The organism is Streptomyces sp. NPDC042638, from assembly GCF_040647235.1.
GTDB lineage: Bacteria > Actinomycetota > Actinomycetes > Streptomycetales > Streptomycetaceae > Streptomyces > Streptomyces rameus.
Window position 1 is genome coordinate 107,064 of the sequence record NZ_JBEZBT010000009.1, and the last position, 18,781, is coordinate 125,844.

General features: G+C 70.0%; 16 protein-coding genes and 1 pseudogene. 4 read left to right on the plus strand and 13 right to left on the minus strand.

Annotation, left to right across the window (positions count from 1 at the left end):
- Nucleotides 1-253 precede the first annotated feature (253 nt).
- From AB0B40_RS10785 to AB0B40_RS10795, 3 genes are all read left to right on the plus strand, one after another.
- Complete coding sequence (locus AB0B40_RS10785; RefSeq protein WP_345047857.1) at nt 254-496, plus strand: hypothetical protein; 243 nt, start codon at nt 254-256, stop codon at nt 494-496.
- A gap of 153 nt (nt 497-649) precedes the next feature.
- Nucleotides 650-790 carry a hypothetical protein gene (locus AB0B40_RS10790; RefSeq protein ID WP_362263716.1) on the plus strand — a complete coding sequence of 47 codons (141 nt, stop codon included), beginning with the start codon at nt 650-652 and terminating at the stop codon, nt 788-790.
- Complete coding sequence (locus tag AB0B40_RS10795) at nt 787-1,629, plus strand: thiamine pyrophosphate-dependent enzyme (protein WP_362263717.1); 843 nt, start codon at nt 787-789, stop codon at nt 1,627-1,629. The genes AB0B40_RS10790 and AB0B40_RS10795 overlap by 4 nt, the downstream gene beginning before the upstream one ends.
- 22 nt (nt 1,630-1,651) lie before the next feature.
- Here the strand turns inward: AB0B40_RS10795 and AB0B40_RS10800 are convergent, their stop codons facing one another.
- Nucleotides 1,652-1,816 carry a hypothetical protein gene (locus AB0B40_RS10800; protein WP_345047860.1) on the minus strand — a complete coding sequence of 55 codons (165 nt, stop codon included), beginning with the start codon at nt 1,814-1,816 and terminating at the stop codon, nt 1,652-1,654.
- Between the two features lie 76 nt (nt 1,817-1,892).
- Here AB0B40_RS10800 and AB0B40_RS10805 point away from each other — a divergent pair, with 76 nt between their 5' ends.
- A complete protein-coding gene (locus AB0B40_RS10805; RefSeq protein WP_362263718.1) occupies nt 1,893-2,984 on the plus strand; it encodes an IS630 family transposase in 1,092 nt (363 codons plus the stop codon).
- A 197-nt stretch (nt 2,985-3,181) separates the two neighbouring features.
- On the opposite strand, the gene AB0B40_RS10810 is transcribed toward AB0B40_RS10805, so the two are convergent.
- The 12 genes and pseudogenes from AB0B40_RS10810 to AB0B40_RS10865 form a co-directional block, all read right to left on the minus strand.
- Nucleotides 3,182-3,385, minus strand: coding sequence for a cold-shock protein (locus tag AB0B40_RS10810; RefSeq protein ID WP_098750155.1), 204 nt, complete (start codon nt 3,383-3,385; stop codon nt 3,182-3,184).
- A 406-nt stretch (nt 3,386-3,791) separates the two neighbouring features.
- Nucleotides 3,792-4,540, minus strand: a pseudogene (locus AB0B40_RS10815) (transposase family protein).
- Nucleotides 4,541-4,610: 70 nt separating this feature from the next.
- Complete coding sequence (locus AB0B40_RS10820) at nt 4,611-5,354, minus strand: SDR family oxidoreductase (protein ID WP_362263719.1); 744 nt, start codon at nt 5,352-5,354, stop codon at nt 4,611-4,613.
- 212 nt (nt 5,355-5,566) lie between these two features.
- On the minus strand, nt 5,567-6,817 hold the full coding sequence (locus tag AB0B40_RS10825; protein WP_345047865.1) for an MFS transporter: 1,251 nt from the start codon (nt 6,815-6,817) through the stop codon (nt 5,567-5,569).
- A gap of 1,245 nt (nt 6,818-8,062) precedes the next feature.
- The gene (locus AB0B40_RS10830) at nt 8,063-8,893 is read right to left on the minus strand and encodes an ABC transporter ATP-binding protein (protein WP_362263720.1); all 831 of its coding nucleotides are present in this window, start codon (nt 8,891-8,893) and stop codon (nt 8,063-8,065) included.
- A 3-nt stretch (nt 8,894-8,896) separates the two neighbouring features.
- Complete coding sequence (locus AB0B40_RS10835; protein ID WP_345047868.1) at nt 8,897-9,862, minus strand: iron ABC transporter permease; 966 nt, start codon at nt 9,860-9,862, stop codon at nt 8,897-8,899.
- Nucleotides 9,863-9,918: 56 nt separating this feature from the next.
- Nucleotides 9,919-10,959: an ABC transporter substrate-binding protein gene (locus tag AB0B40_RS10840; protein ID WP_345047869.1), complete on the minus strand. Its 1,041-nt coding sequence runs from the start codon at nt 10,957-10,959 to the stop codon at nt 9,919-9,921.
- 92 nt (nt 10,960-11,051) lie between these two features.
- Complete coding sequence (locus tag AB0B40_RS10845; RefSeq protein ID WP_362263721.1) at nt 11,052-15,365, minus strand: amino acid adenylation domain-containing protein; 4,314 nt, start codon at nt 15,363-15,365, stop codon at nt 11,052-11,054.
- The gene (locus AB0B40_RS10850; protein ID WP_345047872.1) at nt 15,352-15,609 is read right to left on the minus strand and encodes a phosphopantetheine-binding protein; all 258 of its coding nucleotides are present in this window, start codon (nt 15,607-15,609) and stop codon (nt 15,352-15,354) included. The genes AB0B40_RS10845 and AB0B40_RS10850 overlap by 14 nt, the downstream gene beginning before the upstream one ends.
- A gap of 89 nt (nt 15,610-15,698) precedes the next feature.
- The gene (locus tag AB0B40_RS10855) at nt 15,699-17,282 is read right to left on the minus strand and encodes a fatty acid--CoA ligase (protein WP_362263722.1); all 1,584 of its coding nucleotides are present in this window, start codon (nt 17,280-17,282) and stop codon (nt 15,699-15,701) included.
- 25 nt (nt 17,283-17,307) lie between these two features.
- A complete protein-coding gene (locus AB0B40_RS10860; RefSeq protein WP_345047874.1) occupies nt 17,308-17,856 on the minus strand; it encodes an FcoT family thioesterase in 549 nt (182 codons plus the stop codon).
- The gene (locus tag AB0B40_RS10865) at nt 17,853-18,743 is read right to left on the minus strand and encodes a TauD/TfdA family dioxygenase (RefSeq protein WP_345047876.1); all 891 of its coding nucleotides are present in this window, start codon (nt 18,741-18,743) and stop codon (nt 17,853-17,855) included. The genes AB0B40_RS10860 and AB0B40_RS10865 overlap by 4 nt, the downstream gene beginning before the upstream one ends.
- Between the last annotated feature and the right edge of the window lie 38 nt (nt 18,744-18,781).

The window sequence follows — 18,781 nt, forward strand, 5'->3', positions numbered from 1 at the left end:
ACGCTCGCCGACCTCACCCCCGACACCCTCCGCCGACTCACCTGACACGCGCCCACCAGCCTCGCCCAAGCTCGTCACCGAACGGACCACACGTCGCGACGAGCAGACCCGTGTCCAGCAGGATCAGATTGTCCGCACCTGGTCAGGTCTCCCCACAACGTCGAAGAAGGCATCACGGCGCCGAAGACGGCGTCCGGCCTCCCCAGCTGGAAAGTCGGTCGTAACCATGTCTGAGAAGTCCACTGTCCGCAGCGTGACCTACGACCTGCTGCGGACCCTGAAACTCACCACGGTCTTCGGTAACCCCGGCCTCGCTGTCGGGGGCGACCCGGTCGCTCACCGTCCGCACCCGCGTAAAGCCGGACAGGGGACGCTTCACCTGGTGGCGGCCTACCACGGCAACACGCCCCTGATCATCACCTCCGGCCAGCAGCATCGGGAACTGGTCGTCGGAGACCCGTATCTCGGCAATCCTGCAGGGCCAGGACGTAGGTGAAGTCGTCGGGGAAATCCTGCAGGAACGGCTGCTCCGTGGAGGCGTCGGCCATCGCGATGGCCGACGCCTTCGCGCAGCGATGGGCAGCGCCTGCGCGCCTTCGCCGACCGCATCTCCGCCAGCCGTCGCCCCGCACTGGTCTTCGGACCGGAGGTGGACCGCGCGGGCGGCTGGGACGCGGCCGTCGCCCTGGCGGAGAAGCTGCGGGCGGCCGTCTACGGCGCCCCGCTGCAGGACCGCGCCTCCTTCCCCGAGGACCACCCCTCTTCGGCGGCCCGCTCGGCATATCGGTGAAGACCGTCAGCGACCGGCTCACCGGGCACGACCTCGTGATCGTCATCGGCGCGGAGGTCTTCCGCTACTACCCCTATGTACCCGGCGACTACCTCCCCGCAGGCACCGAACTCCTGCAGATCACCGGAGACCCGGCGGTCGCCGCGGCGGCGCGCGTGGGCGACAGCCTGCTGGGCGATCCAAGGACGGCGATCGAGCTGCTCGTGGACATGGTCGCGGAGGGATCGGGGCGGACCGCGCCGGAACCGATGCCGCGCCCGCGTGAGCTGCCGCAGGCGCCGAACACCCCGCTCACCCCACCGGAGGTGTACGCCACCCTGAGCAGGGTCCGGCCGGCCGACGCGGTCATCGTCAACGAGTCGACCTCCACGATGGCGCAGCAGATCGAGTGGCTCCCCATCAACCGGACCGGATCGTTCTTCGCCACGGCCAGCGGAGGCATCGGCTGGGGTACTCCGGCGGCGGTGGGCGTCGCGCTCGGCGACCGTGACAGGGGCGTCGAAAGGCCGGTGATCGGACTGATCGGCGACGGCTCCTTCCAGTACTCCGTGCAGGCCATCTACACGGCGGCCCAGCACAGCCTCCCGATCGTCTACGTGGTCATGCGCAACCAGGAGTACTCCATCCTCAAGTCCTTCGCGGTACTCGAGGAGACCCCGGGCGTACCCGGGCTGGACCTGCCCGGGCTCGACATCGCCTCCGTGGCCCGCGGATTCGGATGCCGCGGGGTCGACGTGGAGACCACCGAGGACCTGGAGCGGGAGTTCGAGGCGGCCCTGACCGCCGGCACCACCACCGTCATCGTCGTCCCCACACAACCCCAGGAGGCGATGTTGTAGGCGAGCGAGCGAAGGCACCCGGTCATGGTGCCGTGGAGAAGGTGCTTCGGGCCCAGTCGGCGAACGACGTCCAGCGCAGGTGGGGGTGGGTGGCGTGCAGCGCCGGCAGGTCGACGCCGTAGCCGACGCTGCGCAGGAACGCCCACATCGCTCGCATGTCGTGGTTGCCGATCTCGTCGAGCTGCACCTCGTTGTGCCGACGTCACAGCCCGGCGGCGCAGCAGCCCCTCCCACCCCTGTCGGAGATTCACCGTTAGTTAGGCATGAGTCGTCCGGGTCCGAAGATTCCGCCGTTGTCCGTGACTGATGCCCAGCGGGTGGTGTTGGAGGGCTGGTTACGTCGCCGTACGACGGCTCAGGCTTTGGCTCAGCGGTCGCGGATCGTGCTGGAGTGCGCCGAGGGTCATTCGATCACGGAGGTGTCCCGCCGACTGCGGATCGCTCCGGACACAGTCCGCACCTGGCGGCGCCGCTTCATCGAGCGGGGACTGGACGGCTTGTGCGACGACCCAAGGCCCGGTGTCCCCAGAAAGATCACCGATGCCGACGTCGAGCGGGTCATCGTCAAGACGCTCGAGGAGACGCCGAAGAGCGCGACCCACTGGTCGACGAGGTCGATGGCGGCCGCGACGGGGATGTCGCAGTCGACGGTCTCGCGGATCTGGCGGGCGTTCGCCCTGGCCCCGCACCGGTCGGAGACGTTCAAGCTGTCCACCGACCCGCTGTTCATCGACAAGGTCCGCGACGTGGTGGGCCTGTACCTGGACCCGCCGGAGAACGCCCTCGTGCTCTGCGTGGACGAGAAGTCGCAAATCCAGGCTCTGGACCGGTCCCAGCCGGTCCTGCCGATGATGCCCGGCGTTCCCGAACGCCGCAGCCACGACTACATCCGCGCCGGCACCACCACGCTGTTCGCCGCCCTTGAAGTGGCGACCGGCAAGGTCATCGGCTCGCTTCACCGCCGCCACCGGGCCGCCGAGTTCAAGAAGTTCCTCGCCAAACTCGACAAGGAAGTACCGGCCGGCCTCCAGGTCCACCTGATCCTCGACAACTATGCGACCCACAAAACGCCCGACATCAAGAAGTGGCTGCTGGCGCACCCGCGGTTCCACCTTCACTTCACGCCCACCAGCGCATCATGGCTGAACCTGGTCGAGCGGTGGTTCGCCGAACTCACGCAGAAGAAGCTCAAGCGCGGCGTCCACCGCTCCGTCCAAGCCCTCGAACGCGACATCCGATCCTGGCTCGCCGACTGGAACGAGCACCCCAGACCGTTCATCTGGACCAAGACAGCAGACGAGATCCTCGACAAAGTCGCCGCCTACTGCCACCGAATCTCTGACTCAGGTCACTAGCGCCCCTCCCGGCACTGGGAGCGACACGTTCGAACCGAGTTGAATGAGCGATCGCGCTGCGGTACGCGACCCTCGGTGCCGACATCGTCGTGAACTACGCCGGATGTGAACGACTGCCTGTGCCGGACGGCGAGCCCCGCGCTGACGCGCGACGCCCGCCCCGGTCCACCGAGGCGGGCGTCGCGGAGTCGGACAGCTCAGGCGGGAGTGATGTTCTCCGCCTGCGGGCCCTTCTGGCCCTGGGTGATGTCGAAGTTCACCTTCTGGCCTTCCTGCAGCTCACGGAAGCCGGAGGCGTTGATGTTCGAGTAGTGGGCGAAGACGTCCGGGCCTCCGCCGTCCTGCTCGATGAAGCCGAAGCCCTTTTCCGCGTTGAACCACTTGACGGTTCCGCTGGCCATGTGTCCTCCAAGGGGACTCGAAGTCGGCTCCCGCACCTTGCGGAAACCGGAGGTGGTCGTCCTGGTCCTCAGAGACGCTGAACAGCAAGCTGCCCGTGAACTCGCGTCCACGGGCGGTACTTCGGAACCACGACTGCTGACCTGGACGCTACACCGCCCCGTGCGGTCGAAGCTACGGACAACGGGGAGTGCCCTGTCCATAACTTCGACAAGTCGTCGACGACGGGACCGTCGTCACCAGTGCCGAAGTGTCGGCCGGGATCGAACACGGCCCTGCACCTGGTGGCCCGCTACGACGGGCCCGGGGCGGCCGAATCCACGCGGTCGGGGATCCAGTACGAGGCCCCGGAACCCGACCGGGGCTGCGGGGCCTGACGCGGACTCACCGCCGGTTCAGTGAGCGTTTTCACCGTTGCCTCTCCAGAAGGGGATGGCAGCGCAGATTGACGACATTCGGTTCGGACTGCACCGGGCCCCGCGCAAGACCCGCCAGGACTTGAGTCGTGCGATGCCGCGCTCGACCGGTGCCCGTGCAGCGGACAGCGCGCGGTTGACGGTTTGCTGAGTTGGCGTGAGGTCGCGGCCCGGCAGGCGTCTGAGGGGTGTTGTTACCCATGGACCGGCTCCCATGTATGCCCGGTCGGCGAGGATCGGGATGCCTTGGCGTTCGCAGATCCGGATGATTCGGTGGCCGCGGGCCGCGGTGAGGTCATGGGTGCGCCCTGGCAGTGCGGGCGAGATCCACAGCAGTCGTCCGGCCGAGTCCGTCACCACCTGAACATTTACTCCGTGTCTGCGGTGTTTGTGGGAGTAGTCGGCCCGGCTGTCGCCGACCCGGTCGCATTCCGCGAGTGTGCCGTCGAGCAGGACATGATCGGGACTGGTCTCCCGCAGGACGCGCAGCAGGCCGGGGGCACGCTGGGCGAGGTGGTTGATGACGGCAGTGGCGTAGGCGTGCGTAGTGCCGACGCAGATACCGAAGGCGGCGGCGATCTGCGCAAGGGTGTCGTGCCTGCGGAGGTAGACCAGGCCGACCAGGGCTCGCTGGTGGGGCGGGAGCTTGCAGCGGCGGTCACCCTCGCGGGTGACGATGAGCATGGTTACCCACTCGACCAAGCCGTGAGGCAGGTCGAGTGCGGCAGGATGGGGAACCAACGAGGCATCTCCTGTGCCGGTGAGTTGAGACGTGGAACACTTGACCAGTGACCATGGCGACTCTTGCTGACTAGAGGACACCTCCGTTGGCACGGATGTTCTGGCCCGTCAGCCACCGTCCGTCCGGCCCCACGAGGAAGGCGACGACGTCCGCCACGTCTTCGGGCTGGCCGAGGCGTCCGAGCGAGGTCATTCCGATGGCCATCGCCAACTCCTCCGGCTCGTTGGCCGCTCTCAGAAGATCGGTGTCCGTGGCGCCGGGCGATACGGTATTGACTGTGATGCCGCGTGCGCCCAGCTCGCGTGAAGCTACCAAGGTCAGCTGCTCCAGGGCGCCCTTGCTGGCTGCATATGGGGCGTTGCCGGGTGCGGGGAAAACGGTGTTGAGGGTGGAGATGTTCACGATTCGCCCGCCGTCACGCATGCGCCGTGCCGCGTAGCGCATCGTGAGGAAGGCTGACTTTGCGTTCACTGCCATCACTCTGTCGAAATCAGCCTCCTCAGTCTGTGCGATGGGCACGACTTCGGAATGAGTAGCCGCGTTGTTGACCAGAATGTCCAGGCCACCGAGCTGGCGTTCGGCTGTGGCCAACAACTCCTCGGCTCCGCTGGGCTCGGCCAGATCCAGCTGGACCGCAATGACGTGGCCGCCCGCTTTCTCGGCCTGCCGCACGACCTCATACGCAGCATCCCGGCTTTGCGCGTAGTTGAAGACCACAGTCGCTCCGTCCCGCGCGAGCCGCAGCACGACAGCCCGGCCGATCCCCCGCGAGCCTCCGGTGACGACAGCTGTCCTGCTTGTGAGCACCACCATGATCCCTCCCTGCATTGATGACCCGTCTGCCGCGAACACTCATGCCTGCCCAGCGGCTTGGCACCGCGCCCGGTGCGCTCTACCCGCGCTGCCGGCAGCGACTGCTGCCGATGCGCGAAGGAGTTGCTCCGTGCTGGGGATAACGCCGCCAGCCAGGTTGGCACCGCGTCCGCACACAGTGCCCGGAGTCAGCGCCTTCAACTCACCTGTCGTTACTTTGCTTCATGCCTTCGCACGGACGGGAGTGCCAGTACCACCGCGACTGCGGTCAGCTGCCACAGCACACCGAGCCCCAGGAGTCGATCTGCTCCCATGACGCCCGACACCGGCCCGGCCAGCGCCAGTCCGAGCGGCCCCAGGGCGAAGGAGCCCAGGCCGCCGAAGGCGCTGATGCGTCCGCGGACGTCGGCGGGGACCTCGTGCTGGATGACGGTCGTCAAGAGGGTCTCGCACACTGCTGCACCGCCCCCCGCGAGGAGTGCAGCAGCTGCCACCCAGGCCAGCGGCACCCGCGCGGCCAGCGCGGCAGCCGGAATGGCCCAGCCGGCGGATGCGGCCATGGACCAGGCGAGCGCCCGGCTGGGGATCCGGCCGAGCAGCGCCAGGCCGCCGACGATTGAGCCGATGCCGTACAGGGCCAGTACCAGTCCCCAGGCCCTCGCGCCGCCGAGCCGCTGCTGGGCGAGGGTCGGTCCCAGGACCAGGAACGGTGCCCAGAGGACGAAGTTGAAGAGGCTGATGTGGAGGGTCGTGGCCCACAGCCATGTGCGGGAGGTGAACTCCTTCCAGCCGCGTCCCAGGTCGGTGAACAATCCTCGGCCGGGCGCGGCTGGCTGTGACAGGGGCAGTCCGGCCAGGGCCAGGACGCTCACTCCGTAGCTGACAGCGTCGACAGCGACCACTGTGCCCGCATCAGAGACCGCGATGAGCAGACCGGCCAGGCCTGGCCCCGCTACCGAGGCCGCAGCCTGGGCGATCTGCAGCAGCGCGTTGGCGTCCGCAAGGTCGTCCGCAGGAACAAGGCCGGGCACCAGAGCCGTCAGGCCCGGGCTGAACCCTCCCTCCCCGATTCCGAGGACCATCGCCAGCGCGACGACTTCCCAGATCCTCGCGCTGTGGGTGAACAGCAGCACGGCCAGCACGCCCTGGGAGGCGAACCGGAGCAGATCCGCTGTCAGCATGACCGCACGGGCCCCGAGCCGATCGGTGAACACGCCGCCGAGCACCAGCACGATCAGCACCGCGAGAATCCGAGCCGCCATCACCACGCCGACAGCGTCGACCCCGCCGCCGGGCAGCTGCAGCACGGCGAAGCTCGTAGCAATCGTGTTCATCCCGGAGCCGAGCAGCGACGTGCTCTGGCCGACGAGAAAGCGGCGGAACCGGGAGTGCCGCACCGCGCGCAGACGGTGAGCGGCTGTCCGGGGTGTGGATACAGCGGAAGGCTGAGTACGAAGCGTCATGAGTCCGCACTCTCCCTCCGCCTCTCTATTTCCCGCAAGCGTTTCAGGGAAAGAATGCTGAGCCCTTCACGAGCATTTACACCTCCGCAGAAATTGGCGCAGTAAATGACCCATATTTACTGCAACAGGCCTGGTGATAGGGTCAGTTACGGAAGAGCAAGGCAGTCTCCATGAAGCTGATTTACTGCGGATGGCTAGCATGAGTAAGCGTCAAACCGACGACGTGGGCACACTTCGCCTGGCGCCGGTGGAATACAGCGCCGCCGTCGACCGCTACCTCGCTGCGGCCGATCTCGGCAGAACCTCCCGCCGCGTCTACCGCATCTCGCTGCACGGGTGGGCCTGGCCATTGGTCGACCGCCAGGCCCCAACCGGTCGCGAGCGCAGGGGGGCCCACCCGCCCGTCGTTCCTCTTGCCCTGCTCGACGACCCGAAGGCCCCGGAGCGGCTGCAACGTGGACTGGCCGACCGTGCCGCCGCCACGCAACCACGCACACTGGCCCGCGAACTGGCCTGCCTACGAGCAGCTACGGCGTGGTGGCTGGCACAAGGCTGGATCACTACAGACCCGACCACCGGACTGGCACTGCCAACGCCGTGTCGTGGACTGGCGCCTACCGCATCGGAGGCCTCCACGACCGCTGCTACGAGGGCGACCGCCGCCGGCCCGGATCGGGCCCGCGCCGTCCTCGCTTTGCGGGCTCCGCTCAGAGAGTTGACTCTCTGGCATCTCCTCCACGAATCACGAGGCCCCATTGAGCAGGTGCTCGCTCTCGACATCGAGCACCTCGACCTACCCGGCCGACGCGCCAAGGAGCGCGCGGTAGGCTCCCTGAGCTGGGGACCGGGCACGGCGCGTCTGCTGCCCATGCTGCTGGCTGGGCGCACCGCGGGACCGGTGTTCGTCACCGATCGACGGGCTCCTGCCATCACGTCGGCAGCTGACCGATGCCCGGTGACCGGCCGAGGACGGCTTTCCTACCGCCGAGCCGCAGAACTCTTCACCGCCGCGACCAGACCGCTCGATCCAGCCGGTCGAGGCTGGACCCTGCTGGTCCTGCGCGACCGAGCACCCCGGAACAGGCCGGAACCCAGATGACGCACCGGCTGGTGCTCTGCCATCCACTGCGAACCGGATCATCGCCGGCCTCTACTCCACCATTGCCACAGGCTCGGTGCAGCCCGCATGGAATATCGTCAATCTCTGCCGCCGTCCTCACCCCGTAGCGGCAACCCTGAAAAGGCTCAGTGGTCGGCGGCCCCGGCGGTGAGGCGGGCGCCGTCGTCCTCCATGCCCTCGTCCTTCGCGAGCGGCCTGGCCGCGTACGTGATCCGCACGACACCGTCGGCATGTCGCTCGGTGCTCGCGCGGACGCCGAAGACGTCGGCGAGGAGGTCCGGGGTGAGCACCTCCAGGACCGGCCCCGCCGCCGCCACGGCTCCGTCGCGCAGGACGACCAGGTGGTCGCAGAGGCGGGCGGCGAGGTCGAGGTCGTGCAGGACGGCGAGCGTGGTGACGCCGGTGGCGCGGATCAGGTCCAGCAGCTCGAACCGGGCCCGGATGTCGAGGTGGTTGGTCAGCTCGTCGAGAACGAGGAGCCTGGGGTTCTGTGCCAGTGCCCTTGCCAGCAGCACGCGTTGGCGCTCGCCACCGGAGAGAGAGGCGTAGTCGCGGTCCGCGAAGGGCCGTACGCCGCAGCGGTCGATGGCGTCGGACACGGCCTCGTGGTCCTCGGCGCCGTCGCGGCCGAGCAGACCGTGGTGGGGGGCGCGGCCGAGGGCCACGATCTCGGTGACGGTCAGGCCGGTGGTGTTGCCTCCGGCGTCCTGGAGGACGGCCGCGGTCCGGCGGGCCGCCGCGCGGGGGGACAGTTCCCACACGTCGTCGTCGCCCACCCGTACCGCTCCGTCCGCCGGGCGCAGCGAGCGGTAGACGGTGCGCAGCAGGGTGGACTTGCCGCTGCCGTTGGGCCCGACGAGGCCGACGATGTCGCCCTTGCGTGCTTCAAGGCTCACGTCGCGCAGGACCGAGCTGCGGTCGAGGGTGACGTGGAGCCGGTCGACGATGAGTTTCATGCTTCAGTCCAGGCCCTTGTTGCGGCGCAGCAGCCACAGGAAGAAGGGAGCGCCGAGGAGGGCGGTGAGGATGCCCAGGGGCAGTTCGTTGGGGCGGTTGAGCGTGCGGGAGAGCAGGTCGACGAGAACCAGGTAGACGGCGCCCAGCAGGGCCGTCAGAGGCAGCAGCCGGCGGTGGTCGGCGCCGGTGGTCAGCCGCACGAGGTGCGGGATCATCAGGCCGACGAAGCCGATGCTGCCGGCGACCGCGATGACCGTGCCGGTGAGCAGCGCGCTGAGGACCAGCAGGAGGGCGCGCAGCCGGTTGACGTCGACGCCGAGCGCGGTGGCCGACTCGTCTCCGGCCAGGAGCACGTTGAGGCGGCGGCCGAACAGCGACAGCAGTGCGGTCGTGGCGAGCACCACGACGGCAACCGTGGGGAGCTGGTCCCACTGGGCGCCCGCGACGCTGCCCAGCATCCAGAACATCACCGTCCGCAACTCGGTCGGAGTCGCCTGGAGTTGCACGAAGCTGGTCGCGGAGAGGAAGACGTAGCCGACGGCGACACCGGCCAGGACCAGCCGGGTCGGTGCCATCCGGCCACGGCGTCGTCCGAGGGCGAAGACCAGGGTTCCGGCGGCCACCGCGCCGAGGAAGGCCGCCGCCGGCACTCCCAGCCCGGCGAGCGCGACGCCGCCGCCGAGGGTGATGACGAGGACGGCGCCGAGCGTGGCACCGTAGGAGAAGCCCAGCACGATGGGGTCGGCCAGCGGGTTCGACACCACGGTCTGGAGCACCGCGCCGGACACCGCCAGGCCCGCCCCGACCAGGGCCGCCAGCACCACCCGCGGGGTGCGGAAGTTCCAGACGATCTGGTCCAGCGCGGGGTCGGAGGGGCCCGTCTTCGCGCCGGTGACGTGGTGGAGGACGATCCCCCACACGTCGCCGACGGGCACGTTCACCGCGCCGATGCTGATCGCCACGATCACGGTGACGACCAGCGCGACAGGTAGCAGCGTGAACGCCAGCGGGACCCTGAGCCGGGTCAGAAGGCGTCCGGGTGCAGCGCCTCGGCGATCTTCCGAACGGCCACGTCGTTGCTGGGGCCGAGGTACATCGAGTCGGACAGCGTCACGTACGTGTCGTTCTTCGCGGCCGGCCACTGGGGGAACTCCTTGAGCAGTTTCCTGGCGTAGGCCGCCGGGTTCGGGTCGTTGTAGCCGATGACGACGAGGGCGTCGACGTCGGTGGCGGCCACCTTCTCCTTGCTCAGGTCGGCGAAGGACGTCCTGGAGGCGTTCTCGAAGGCGTTGGAGGCGCCCGCCCTGGCGAGGATGTCGTTGTAGATGCCCTTGGCGACGACCGAGCTGAAGTCGTTGCCGCCCATGGACATGTGGGAGAAGAGCACCATGACCTTCGGCTTCTTCTTCCCCTTCACCTTCTCCGTGACGGCCGCGATGTTCTTCTCGGAGGCAGCGATCAGCTTCTCGGCCTTGTCGCTCACGTTGAAGACCTTGCCCATGTCGCGCAGCAGCCGGTAGCTGTCGGCCGTGGTCATCCCGGCCGTGTTCTGGTCGCAGCCCTTCGGGGAGACGTAGGTGCCGGCGCCGACGTCCTTCAGTTGCTCGCGGGTGGCGAAGCCGTTCTTCTGGTCGAAGCCGTACGAGGTCGTGGACAGCACCAGGTCCGGGCGCAGGCCGAGCATGGCCTCCCGGGGGATGTCGTAGGCGTCGTTGAGCTTCACGTTCCCAGTGGGCAGCTTCTTGATCGCCGCAGCCCGGCCCGGCACCTCGGACATGCCGTAGCTCTGCTCGTTGGCGACGATCCTGTCACCGAGGCCGAGGGCGAGCAGGGTGGAGACCTCTGCGACGGAGGCGCCGTTCATCACGACGACCCGGCTGGGGGCTTTCTCGAAGGTCTCCTTCACACCGCAGTTGTCGAGAGTCACCGGGTAGCCGGTCTTCGAGGCCGCGGCGTCGGCCGTCCTGTCGCTCGCCTTGTCGTCGGACGAGGAACCGCACGCTGCCGTGAGCAGACAGAGGGCTGCGGCCAGGGCGGCGGCAGCGGCCGGCCGGTTCATCGGCATTCGGGCTCCTTGCGTGAGAGGTGTGCTCATGGGATGCGGGCTCTGATGCAGTAGTCGGGGTGAAGTGGGGTTGAGTTCCCGGAAGTTGCCGACTAGTTCACGGACCGCCGGGAAGGGGGCCCGGACCGCCGGGCGGGGGCGGGCAGCACGCCGGCCGTCACGCAGTGGTCCAGGTAGCGGAAGAACAGGTCTCGGTCGACGGGCGGACAGGTGATGCCGCTGCCGGCCAGGCCCGCGCGGACCCGGTCGGCGCGGACGTGCCCCAGGCGCAGATCGGTCGAGGCACCGTGTTCGGCCGGGCTCTCTTCGGTGGAGTCGAAGAAGGCGAGCGTCGTGGCAGCCGCGTCGGCCGAGCGGGGCAGTCGCTCCCGCCAGTCCGCGAGCGGCAGGGTCAGCAGCGGATAGCCGTACTCCCGCACCCAGGTGTAGACGTCCGCGAGCCGTACGCGCGGCAGCGTGGCGTGGTGGAAAACCGGTCCCGCGGCCGTCGCGTCCTTGTCGCCCAGGCACAGGTGGACGAGGGAACGCGCGACGAAGTCCACCGGAGTCCAGACCTCGTCCTCGAACAGCTCCGGCACGATCCCCGCGGGGATGCCGGCACGCAGCACGCTCCACAGGAAGTCCCGCTGGCTGACGTAGCCCGTGCGGGCGGGGCCGACCACCCGGCCCAGCCGGTGGACGGTGACGGGCAGACCGCGTTCCGCCGCCTGTTCGAGGAGCCGCTCGGAGGCCCACTTGGACTGCTGGTAGCCATGGCGCAGTCCCTCATGGAGCGGCAGGAACGCCTCCGGCACCTCGGGGCTGTGGCCGGCCGGCGGTGCGACGGAGAGGGTGGATACGTAGTGAAGGGGGGCCGTGCGCACGGCCGCGAGGCGCAGCAGTTGCCGGGTGGACTCGGTGTTGGCGGCGCGCAGGGTGGCGTAGTCGCGCATGATGCTCACGGTCGCGGCGTTGTGGAAGATCGCGTCACAGCTCGCGGCGAGGTCGGACAGGGTTTCCCGGGACAGGCCGAGGTCGGCACGGGCGAGGTCGGCGGGCAGGGCCGTCAGGCGGGCCGATGCCCGTGCGTCGAGTGTGATGCCGTGCCGCGTGAGGGTCGCGTGGACGCGGGCGGTGGCTTCCGGCACGTCGGCCGCCCGTACCGTGCAGGCGATCTCGGCGCTCGTGTCGGTCAGCAGTTGCGCGAGCAGGTGCGCGCCCACGAAGCCGGTGGCGCCGGTGAGCAGGATGCGCCGGGGGGCGTCACGTGCGGTGCGCTTCATGCCTGGCCGGATGTCCGGATCGAGTTCGGTGTCGGCCAGGAGGGCTGCGGGCGCGAGCGCGGACGGGGCAGGGCGCGGCCGCTCGGCGTCAAAGTCCGCTTCGGCGAGGAGCCGGGCGAGGGCCGCGGCGGTGGGGTGCTGGAAGAGCCAGGCGACCTTCACGTCCCGGCCGAGTTCCACGGCGAGCCGGTTGGCGGCCTGGATGGCCTGGAGCGACTGGGCGCCCAGGTCGAACACGTCGTCGTCCACGGCGACCGCGTCGGTGCCGAGGAGCTGCCGCCAGATGCCGGTGATGGTCTGTTCCAGGGGGCTCCCGTCCGTCGGCTCCCGGTGGGCGGGCGGCGTGGCGAGCGCGGCCCGGTCGATCTTGCCCGAGCTGGTGCGGGGCAGCCGGTCGACGACCTCGACGGCGGAGGGGACCATCGCCGCGGGCAGCCTCGGCCTCAGGTGTTCCCTGATCTCGGCGGCGGACGGTGCCGGGGGCTCGGCAACCACGTGGGCGACCAGCCGCCGGGTGCCGTCCGGCAGAACCTGTCCGGCGACGGCCGCCTCCCGGACCCGGGGATGGGTGAGCAGTGCGCTCTCCACCTCGGCGGGCTGCACCCGGTGCCCGCTGATCTTGAACTCGGCGTCGGCCCGGCCGAGGTAGCGCAGTTGCCCGTCCTCGCCGATGCGGACCAGGTCCCCGGTGCGATAGGCACGGGGGGCGTCGGCAAGGGCCGTGAGCGGGGCGAAACGCGCACCGTCCGGGACCTCTCCCCGGTAGCCGTCCGCGAGGGTCGGGCCCAGCAGGTGAAGCTCGCTGTCGACGACCGCGGCCCTGGTGCCGGGCAGGGGCAGGCCGATGGGCACGTCGCCCTCGGCGAGACCGGGGGCGTGGAGGTCGGCGACGGTGGCGACCACGGTGGCCTCCGTCGGGCCGTAGGTGTTCAGCAGCGCAACCGAGGTGCCCACCGCCTTGCGCCACCGCCCGACCCGTTCGGGCAGGGCCGCCTCGCCGCCGATGACGACGGTGCGCACGTCCTCGGGCAGGGATGCGGCGCCGGTCGAGACCGCGTAGGCCAGCTCGTGCCAGTAGGCGGTCGGCAGGTCCAGCACGCTCACCCTCAGCCGGGCGCAGGCGGCGAGGAAGTCGGGTGCCGACTCCGTCATGTCGTCGGTCCGGACCACCAGGGTGGCGCCTGAGCAGAGGGTCAGGAAGATCTCTTCCACGCTGGTGTCGAAGTGCAGCGGCGCGAACTGCAGGACGCGGTCCTCGGGGCGCAGCCCGTAGCGGTGCGTGGCCGCGGCGACGAAGTGGGCCAGCGCGGCGTGGCCGATCGCCACGCCCTTGGGATGGCCGGTGGAGCCCGAGGTGTGCAGGACGTACGCGAGGTCCGTGAGCCGTGGCGCCGAGGGGGTGCCGGTGCTGTCGGGTCCGGAGGCCGGCCCCTTGAGTGGGAGTACGGGGTGGTCCGCGAACCCGGCCGCATGGTCGCTGGTGGTCAGGACGAGCGCCGGGGCGGTGCCGGCCAGTAGCCGGGCCGTGCGGTCGGCGGGGGCCTGCGGGTCGACGGGGCAGTAGGCGGCGCCCGACAGCATCACGCCGAGGAGGGCGGTGACGGCGTCCGTCCCCCGGGGCAGGGCGACGGCCACCAGGTCGCCCTTTCCGACGCCACGACGGGCGAGCCTGCGGGCGATGTCGCGTGCGGCGCCGAAGAGTTCGGCATAGGTCAGGGCCGCTCCGGCGTGCTCGACGGCGACGGCTCCACCTCTTCGGGCGGCGTGGTCGGCGATCAGGCTCAGGACCGGGCGGGCCGGGACGGGCAGCGGGCCGCCGTCGAGGACGGGTACGGTCTGGTGCGCCCGCCGTCCGCCGAGCGGTCGGTCCGGGTCGGCGAGGGCCTCCGCCAGCAGAGCGAGCAGGCCGTCCTGGAAGGCGGCTGTCTCGGACTCCGTGTACAGGTCGGGGTTGGCGTCGACGGCGACACGCAGACCGGTGCCGTCCCCGCGGTCGTAGACGTTGACCGCCAGGTCGTCGACCGGCCCGGCGGACACGTTGTGGACGGTGCTCGGGAGCCCGGCGAACTTCAGGTCGTACTCGAACGGCATGATGTTCACGCCCGGTCCGGACAACCGGCGCTGCCCGCCCACCAGTTTCAGGTCACGGCGCAGCTGCTCGTAGCGGTAGCGCTGGTGGGGCAGCCCGGCGCGCAGTTCGCGGGAGACCCGGGGGGCGAGGTCGCGGAGGCTGTCGTCGGGTGTGACGGGGACCCGCAGGGGCAGGATGTTGCGCACCATGGCGGGCACCCGCAGGGAGACCGAGCCGAGGCGGCCCGTCGCCGGCAGGCTCAGGACGATCTCCGGGGCCCGGGTGAGCCGGTGCAGGTGGGCGACGGTCGCCGCGAGCAGTGTCTCCGGCCAGGTGACCGACAGTTCGCGGGCGACGGTGCGCAGTCGGCCGGCCGCGGCCGGGTCGAGGTCGGCGACGTGCCGGTGGAAGGTGCGGGCGGGCAGGGCGGAGCGGCCCGCCGGGGTGGCCACCGGCGGGTGGTCGGCGTAGCGGTCGGTCCAGTAGGACCGGTCCTTGGTGCGGCGGCCGGATGCGCGGTAGGCGCGTTCCTCGGCGAGAACGGACTCCAGGGTGCCGAAACCGCTCTCCGGTACGGGTTCGCCGGTCATGAGCGCGGTGTGGACCTGGGCGACGCGCCGGGCCACGAGGGAGAGGCCGAAGCCGTCGAGGGCGATGTGGTGGACGCGGTGGTACCAGAGGAACTCCTCCGGCGCGGTCCGCAGCAGGGCGTGGCCGAAGACCGGGCCGCGGGTGAGGTCGACGGGACGGGCCATGTCCTGGTCCATCCAGGCCAGCGCGGCGGCGTGCGGATCGGGTTCGGTGGTCAGGTCCGCGAGGTGGGTGTGCCAGTCGCCGGCCGGGGTGTCGATCTGCCAGGGGCGGCCGGTGTCGTCGGTGTCGAAGGTGACGTTCAGGGCCTCGGTCTCGGCGACGACGTGGTGCAGGGCCTGATCGAAGACGGCCGCGTCCAGCGGACCGGCGATGCGCAGGTACTCGGCGGTGTTGTACGCCGGGCTGTCCGCGTCGAGCTGCTGGCCGGCCCAGATGCCCTCCTGGGCGGCCAGCAGCGGACGTCGCTCAGGCGTCGGCATGGCCGGCTCCTCGCGTGCGTTCGGTGAGCAGCTGCCACCACTGGGCGAAGGAGGTGCGCTCGGCGAGTTCGACGAACGTCACGTCGGCACCCGCCGCCTGCCAGCGCTCCAGCAGGGTGACGATGCGCAGCGAGTCCAGTCCCGCGTCCAGCGGGCTGTCCTCCAGATCGACTTCGCCGGGCTCGAGGAACAGGCACTCCGCGAGGTCCGCGCGGAAGCCGTCCAGGGTGAGGGGTTCAGGCATCGGGGCTCTCTCTCAGTAGCTCGTCCGCCGGTGCGGCGGTGGCGCGCCGGCATGTCCGCGCCGGGACGGGGACGGCGCGGGCGGCGCGGTCAGTTGACCTTGCGCGCGGAGTCCCGCCAGTAGCGGTCGCGCAGCTCACGGCGGAGGATCTTGCCGCTCGGGTTGCGCGGGACGCGGTCCGTGAACTCGTAGCTCGCGGGCAGTTTGAACGCGGCCAGCTGCGGGACGAGGAAGGTGTGCAGGTCCCGGGGGCTGGGCCGCTCGCCTGCCGCGGGGACGACGAAGGCGTGGACCTTCTCGCCCCACCGCTCGTCGGGGATGCCGATCACGACCGCCTCCCCCACCGCCGGGTGCCGCTCCAGCACGTTCTCGATCTCGGCGGGGTAGACGTTCTCGCCGGCGACGAGGATGGCGTCCTTGATGCGGTCGCGGATGAAGACGTAACCGTCCACGTCCAGGTAGCCGGCGTCACCGGTGTGGATCCAGCCGTCGACGAGCGTCTGCGCGGTCTTGTCCGGCAGGCCCCAGTACTCGACCATCCGGGCGGGGGTGTGCAGGCAGACTTCTCCGACCGCGCCGGGGGGCAGTTCACGGCCCTGGTCGTCGATCACCTTGGCCCGCACCCCCGGGTAGGGACGCCCGGCGGCCTGCATGAGCGTCTGGCCCGGGACATGAGCGGCCGGGGGCAGACAGACGGCGGTGTTGCCGGTCTCGGTGAGCCCGTAGATCTGGGCGAACTCGCAGTCCAGGACAGCGAGACTCTCCTCCAGCAGCGCCTCCGGGATCGGGGAGCCGCCGTACACCGTCTTGCGCAGGGTGGTGAAGTCCCGCGTGCTCACCCCGGGTTCGGTGAGCATCATGCGGAGCATGGCCGGGACCACGCAGGCGGTGGTGATCCCCAGGTCGCGGATGAGGTCCACGGCCTGCCGGGCGGCGAAGGCGCGCATGGCGACGACCGTCGTCCCGGCGTTGAAGTTCTGCGTGGCCCACCACAGGCCGCCGACGTGGAAGCCGGGGATGCCGACGAGCGCGATGTCCCCGGCCCGCCAGTCGATCCAGTCCAGGTTCTCGCTCGCCAGGGCGTCGCGGATCGCGAAGAAGCTGCGGTGGGCGAGCACGACGCCCTTGGGCAGGCCGGTGGTGCCGCTGGTGTAGAGCTGGGCGACCGGTGTGTCGGGAGCGGCCTCGAACGTCGTTTCGCTGTCCGAGTGTTCGGCGCGCCAGGTCGCGATCGAGTGCACCGGGACGACGGTCTCCGGCGGCCGGGTGGGCATGGCCTCGACGATCGGGGCGAACTCGTCCTCCAGGAACAGCAGGCGGGTGCCGGAGTCCTGGAGAATGTGGCTCACCTCGGGAGCGGTGAGCCGCCAGTTGACCGGGACCAGCACGGTGCCGGTCTTGGCGCAGGCGAAGAGCGCCTCGTAGTAGTGCTCGGACTCCTTGCCCAGGTAGGCCACCCGGTCGCCCTCGCCGAGGCCCGCGGCCCGCAGGGCGTGTGCCATGCGGTTGCTGTCGCGGTGCAGGCCCCCGTATGTCAGGGTGCGGCCCTCGCAGATCACCGCGGCGGCCTCGGGCCGGCGGCCGGCGTGGAAGCGGGTGGTGTGGACGAGGGTGCTCAGTTCGGGGTGGTGGAGCCTCGCGCCCTGGGGCTGCGGCACCGTGGACGTCTCCATGAGCGGTCTCCCTTCGGTGTGCGGGTCAGAGGACATTGACGAACGCGAGGGTCGCCTCGCCGTCGCACCGGCCGCCGTGGGCGTCCTGGTAGCGGAACACGGTCCGGGCGTGGAGGAAGGGGCTGCCCCCAGCGGGGGCGCGGCGGGTCACGGAACGGAACTCCAGCTCCCCGCTGAAGTGGCGGGGGTCGACGGGCCGCCGGAAGTTCGAGGCGAAGCGGGCGATGAGGATGTCCGGGAGCTGGTGGCGCCAGAAGTCGTCGGGGGTCCAGTCCTCGAACCCGGTCAGCAGCCCCTCTTTCACGGACTTGGCGACCAGGTAGTACATCATCTGGTTGTAGGCGATGTTGGCCTCGACCGAGTTCAGATGGCCGGTGTCGTCGATGTAGCAGGACTCCGGGATCGCGAACGCGCAACGGGCGGAGGAAAGCCCGGCGGAGGCCGAGACCTCGGCGGACGTCAGGTACTTGCAGTGCTGCTTGTAGGGCACCAGGACCCGGGCCAGCAGTTCCTCGTCGGTGGGGTACGACCGCTGGGACGGAACGGCGGCGTGGTCGGTGACGGGCGCGGTCATGCGGCGCGCATCCCGTCGTACAGCCCGCGCTCGTCGTGGACGGTGACGCGGTGGGAGACGGTGGGCTCCGGGGTGGGAGTGTGGCGGGCGCGGTGGATGAGGCTGCGGTTGTCCCAGACCAGCAGGTCGCCCTTCTCGAAGCTCTGGAGATGGATGCCGGGGTGCTCGAAGGTGTCGTCGAGCTGGCCGGTGGCTTCGAAGAGGCTCTTGAGGAGTTCCTCGTCGAGCGGTTCGCCGTGCTGGTTCTCGATGCCGACGGTGAAGCCCTCGCTGATGTAGAGGACCGTTTCTCCGGTCATCGGGTGGGTGAAGGTGGTGGGCTGGACGACCGGCGGGGTCTTCGTTTCGACCTCCTCGACGATCTCGGAGATCGGGCGGTAGACGTCGTGCGGACGGATCTTGAAGTACTTGCGCACGGAGTGCCGGCAACGGGTGCCGGCGATCTCCTTCTTCAGCCCCTCGGGCAGCCGCTCGTACGCCCTGCCCATGTCGATGAAGTAGGTGCCGCGGTTCTTCTCCGGGACGACCTGCGGGTGGATGAGGGTGATGCCGAAGGGGTCGGGCATGAACTGGTAGTCGGCGTGCCAGAACGCGCCCGTCTTCGGCACACCTATCTGCTTGCCGTTCTCCGGGACGTTGGAGGAGACGAATATCTCCGGAACCTCCGGGTGCTTGTACATGGGCTCGTAGTACGTCTCGGGGCGGCCCAGCCGCTTGCCGAGGGCGAGGAACTGCTCGGGAGTGAGGTCCTGTCCCTTCAGGACGGCGATCTTCTTCGTGTAGACGGTCTTCTTGAGGGTCCGGATGTCGTCTTCGGAGGCCGTGGTGTGGTCGAAGTCCTCGACGGTGACGCCGAGCGCGGCGCCGGGCTGGTCCTTGATCTTCATGGCTGCCGGTCCTTCCGGGGGTGCGGGCGGGGTGGTGT

Bases quoted from the DNA above. Each gene is read 5' to 3' on its own strand.
- AB0B40_RS10805 (WP_362263718.1), top strand. From the start codon at position 1,893: ATGAGTCGTCCGGGTCCGAAGATTCCGCCGTTGTCCGTGACTGATGCC.
- AB0B40_RS10830 (WP_362263720.1), bottom strand. From the start codon at position 8,893: ATGAAACTCATCGTCGACCGGCTCCACGTCACCCTCGACCGCAGCTCG.
- AB0B40_RS10845 (WP_362263721.1), bottom strand. From the start codon at position 15,365: ATGCCGACGCCTGAGCGACGTCCGCTGCTGGCCGCCCAGGAGGGCATC.
- AB0B40_RS10865 (WP_345047876.1), bottom strand. From the start codon at position 18,743: ATGAAGATCAAGGACCAGCCCGGCGCCGCGCTCGGCGTCACCGTCGAG.
- AB0B40_RS10825 (WP_345047865.1), bottom strand. From the start codon at position 6,817: ATGACGCTTCGTACTCAGCCTTCCGCTGTATCCACACCCCGGACAGCC.
- AB0B40_RS10850 (WP_345047872.1), bottom strand. From the start codon at position 15,609: ATGCCTGAACCCCTCACCCTGGACGGCTTCCGCGCGGACCTCGCGGAG.
- AB0B40_RS10810 (WP_098750155.1), bottom strand. From the start codon at position 3,385: ATGGCCAGCGGAACCGTCAAGTGGTTCAACGCGGAAAAGGGCTTCGGC.
- AB0B40_RS10820 (WP_362263719.1), bottom strand. From the start codon at position 5,354: ATGGTGGTGCTCACAAGCAGGACAGCTGTCGTCACCGGAGGCTCGCGG.
- AB0B40_RS10860 (WP_345047874.1), bottom strand. From the start codon at position 17,856: ATGACCGCGCCCGTCACCGACCACGCCGCCGTTCCGTCCCAGCGGTCG.
- AB0B40_RS10840 (WP_345047869.1), bottom strand. From the start codon at position 10,959: ATGCCGATGAACCGGCCGGCCGCTGCCGCCGCCCTGGCCGCAGCCCTC.
- AB0B40_RS10855 (WP_362263722.1), bottom strand. From the start codon at position 17,282: ATGGAGACGTCCACGGTGCCGCAGCCCCAGGGCGCGAGGCTCCACCAC.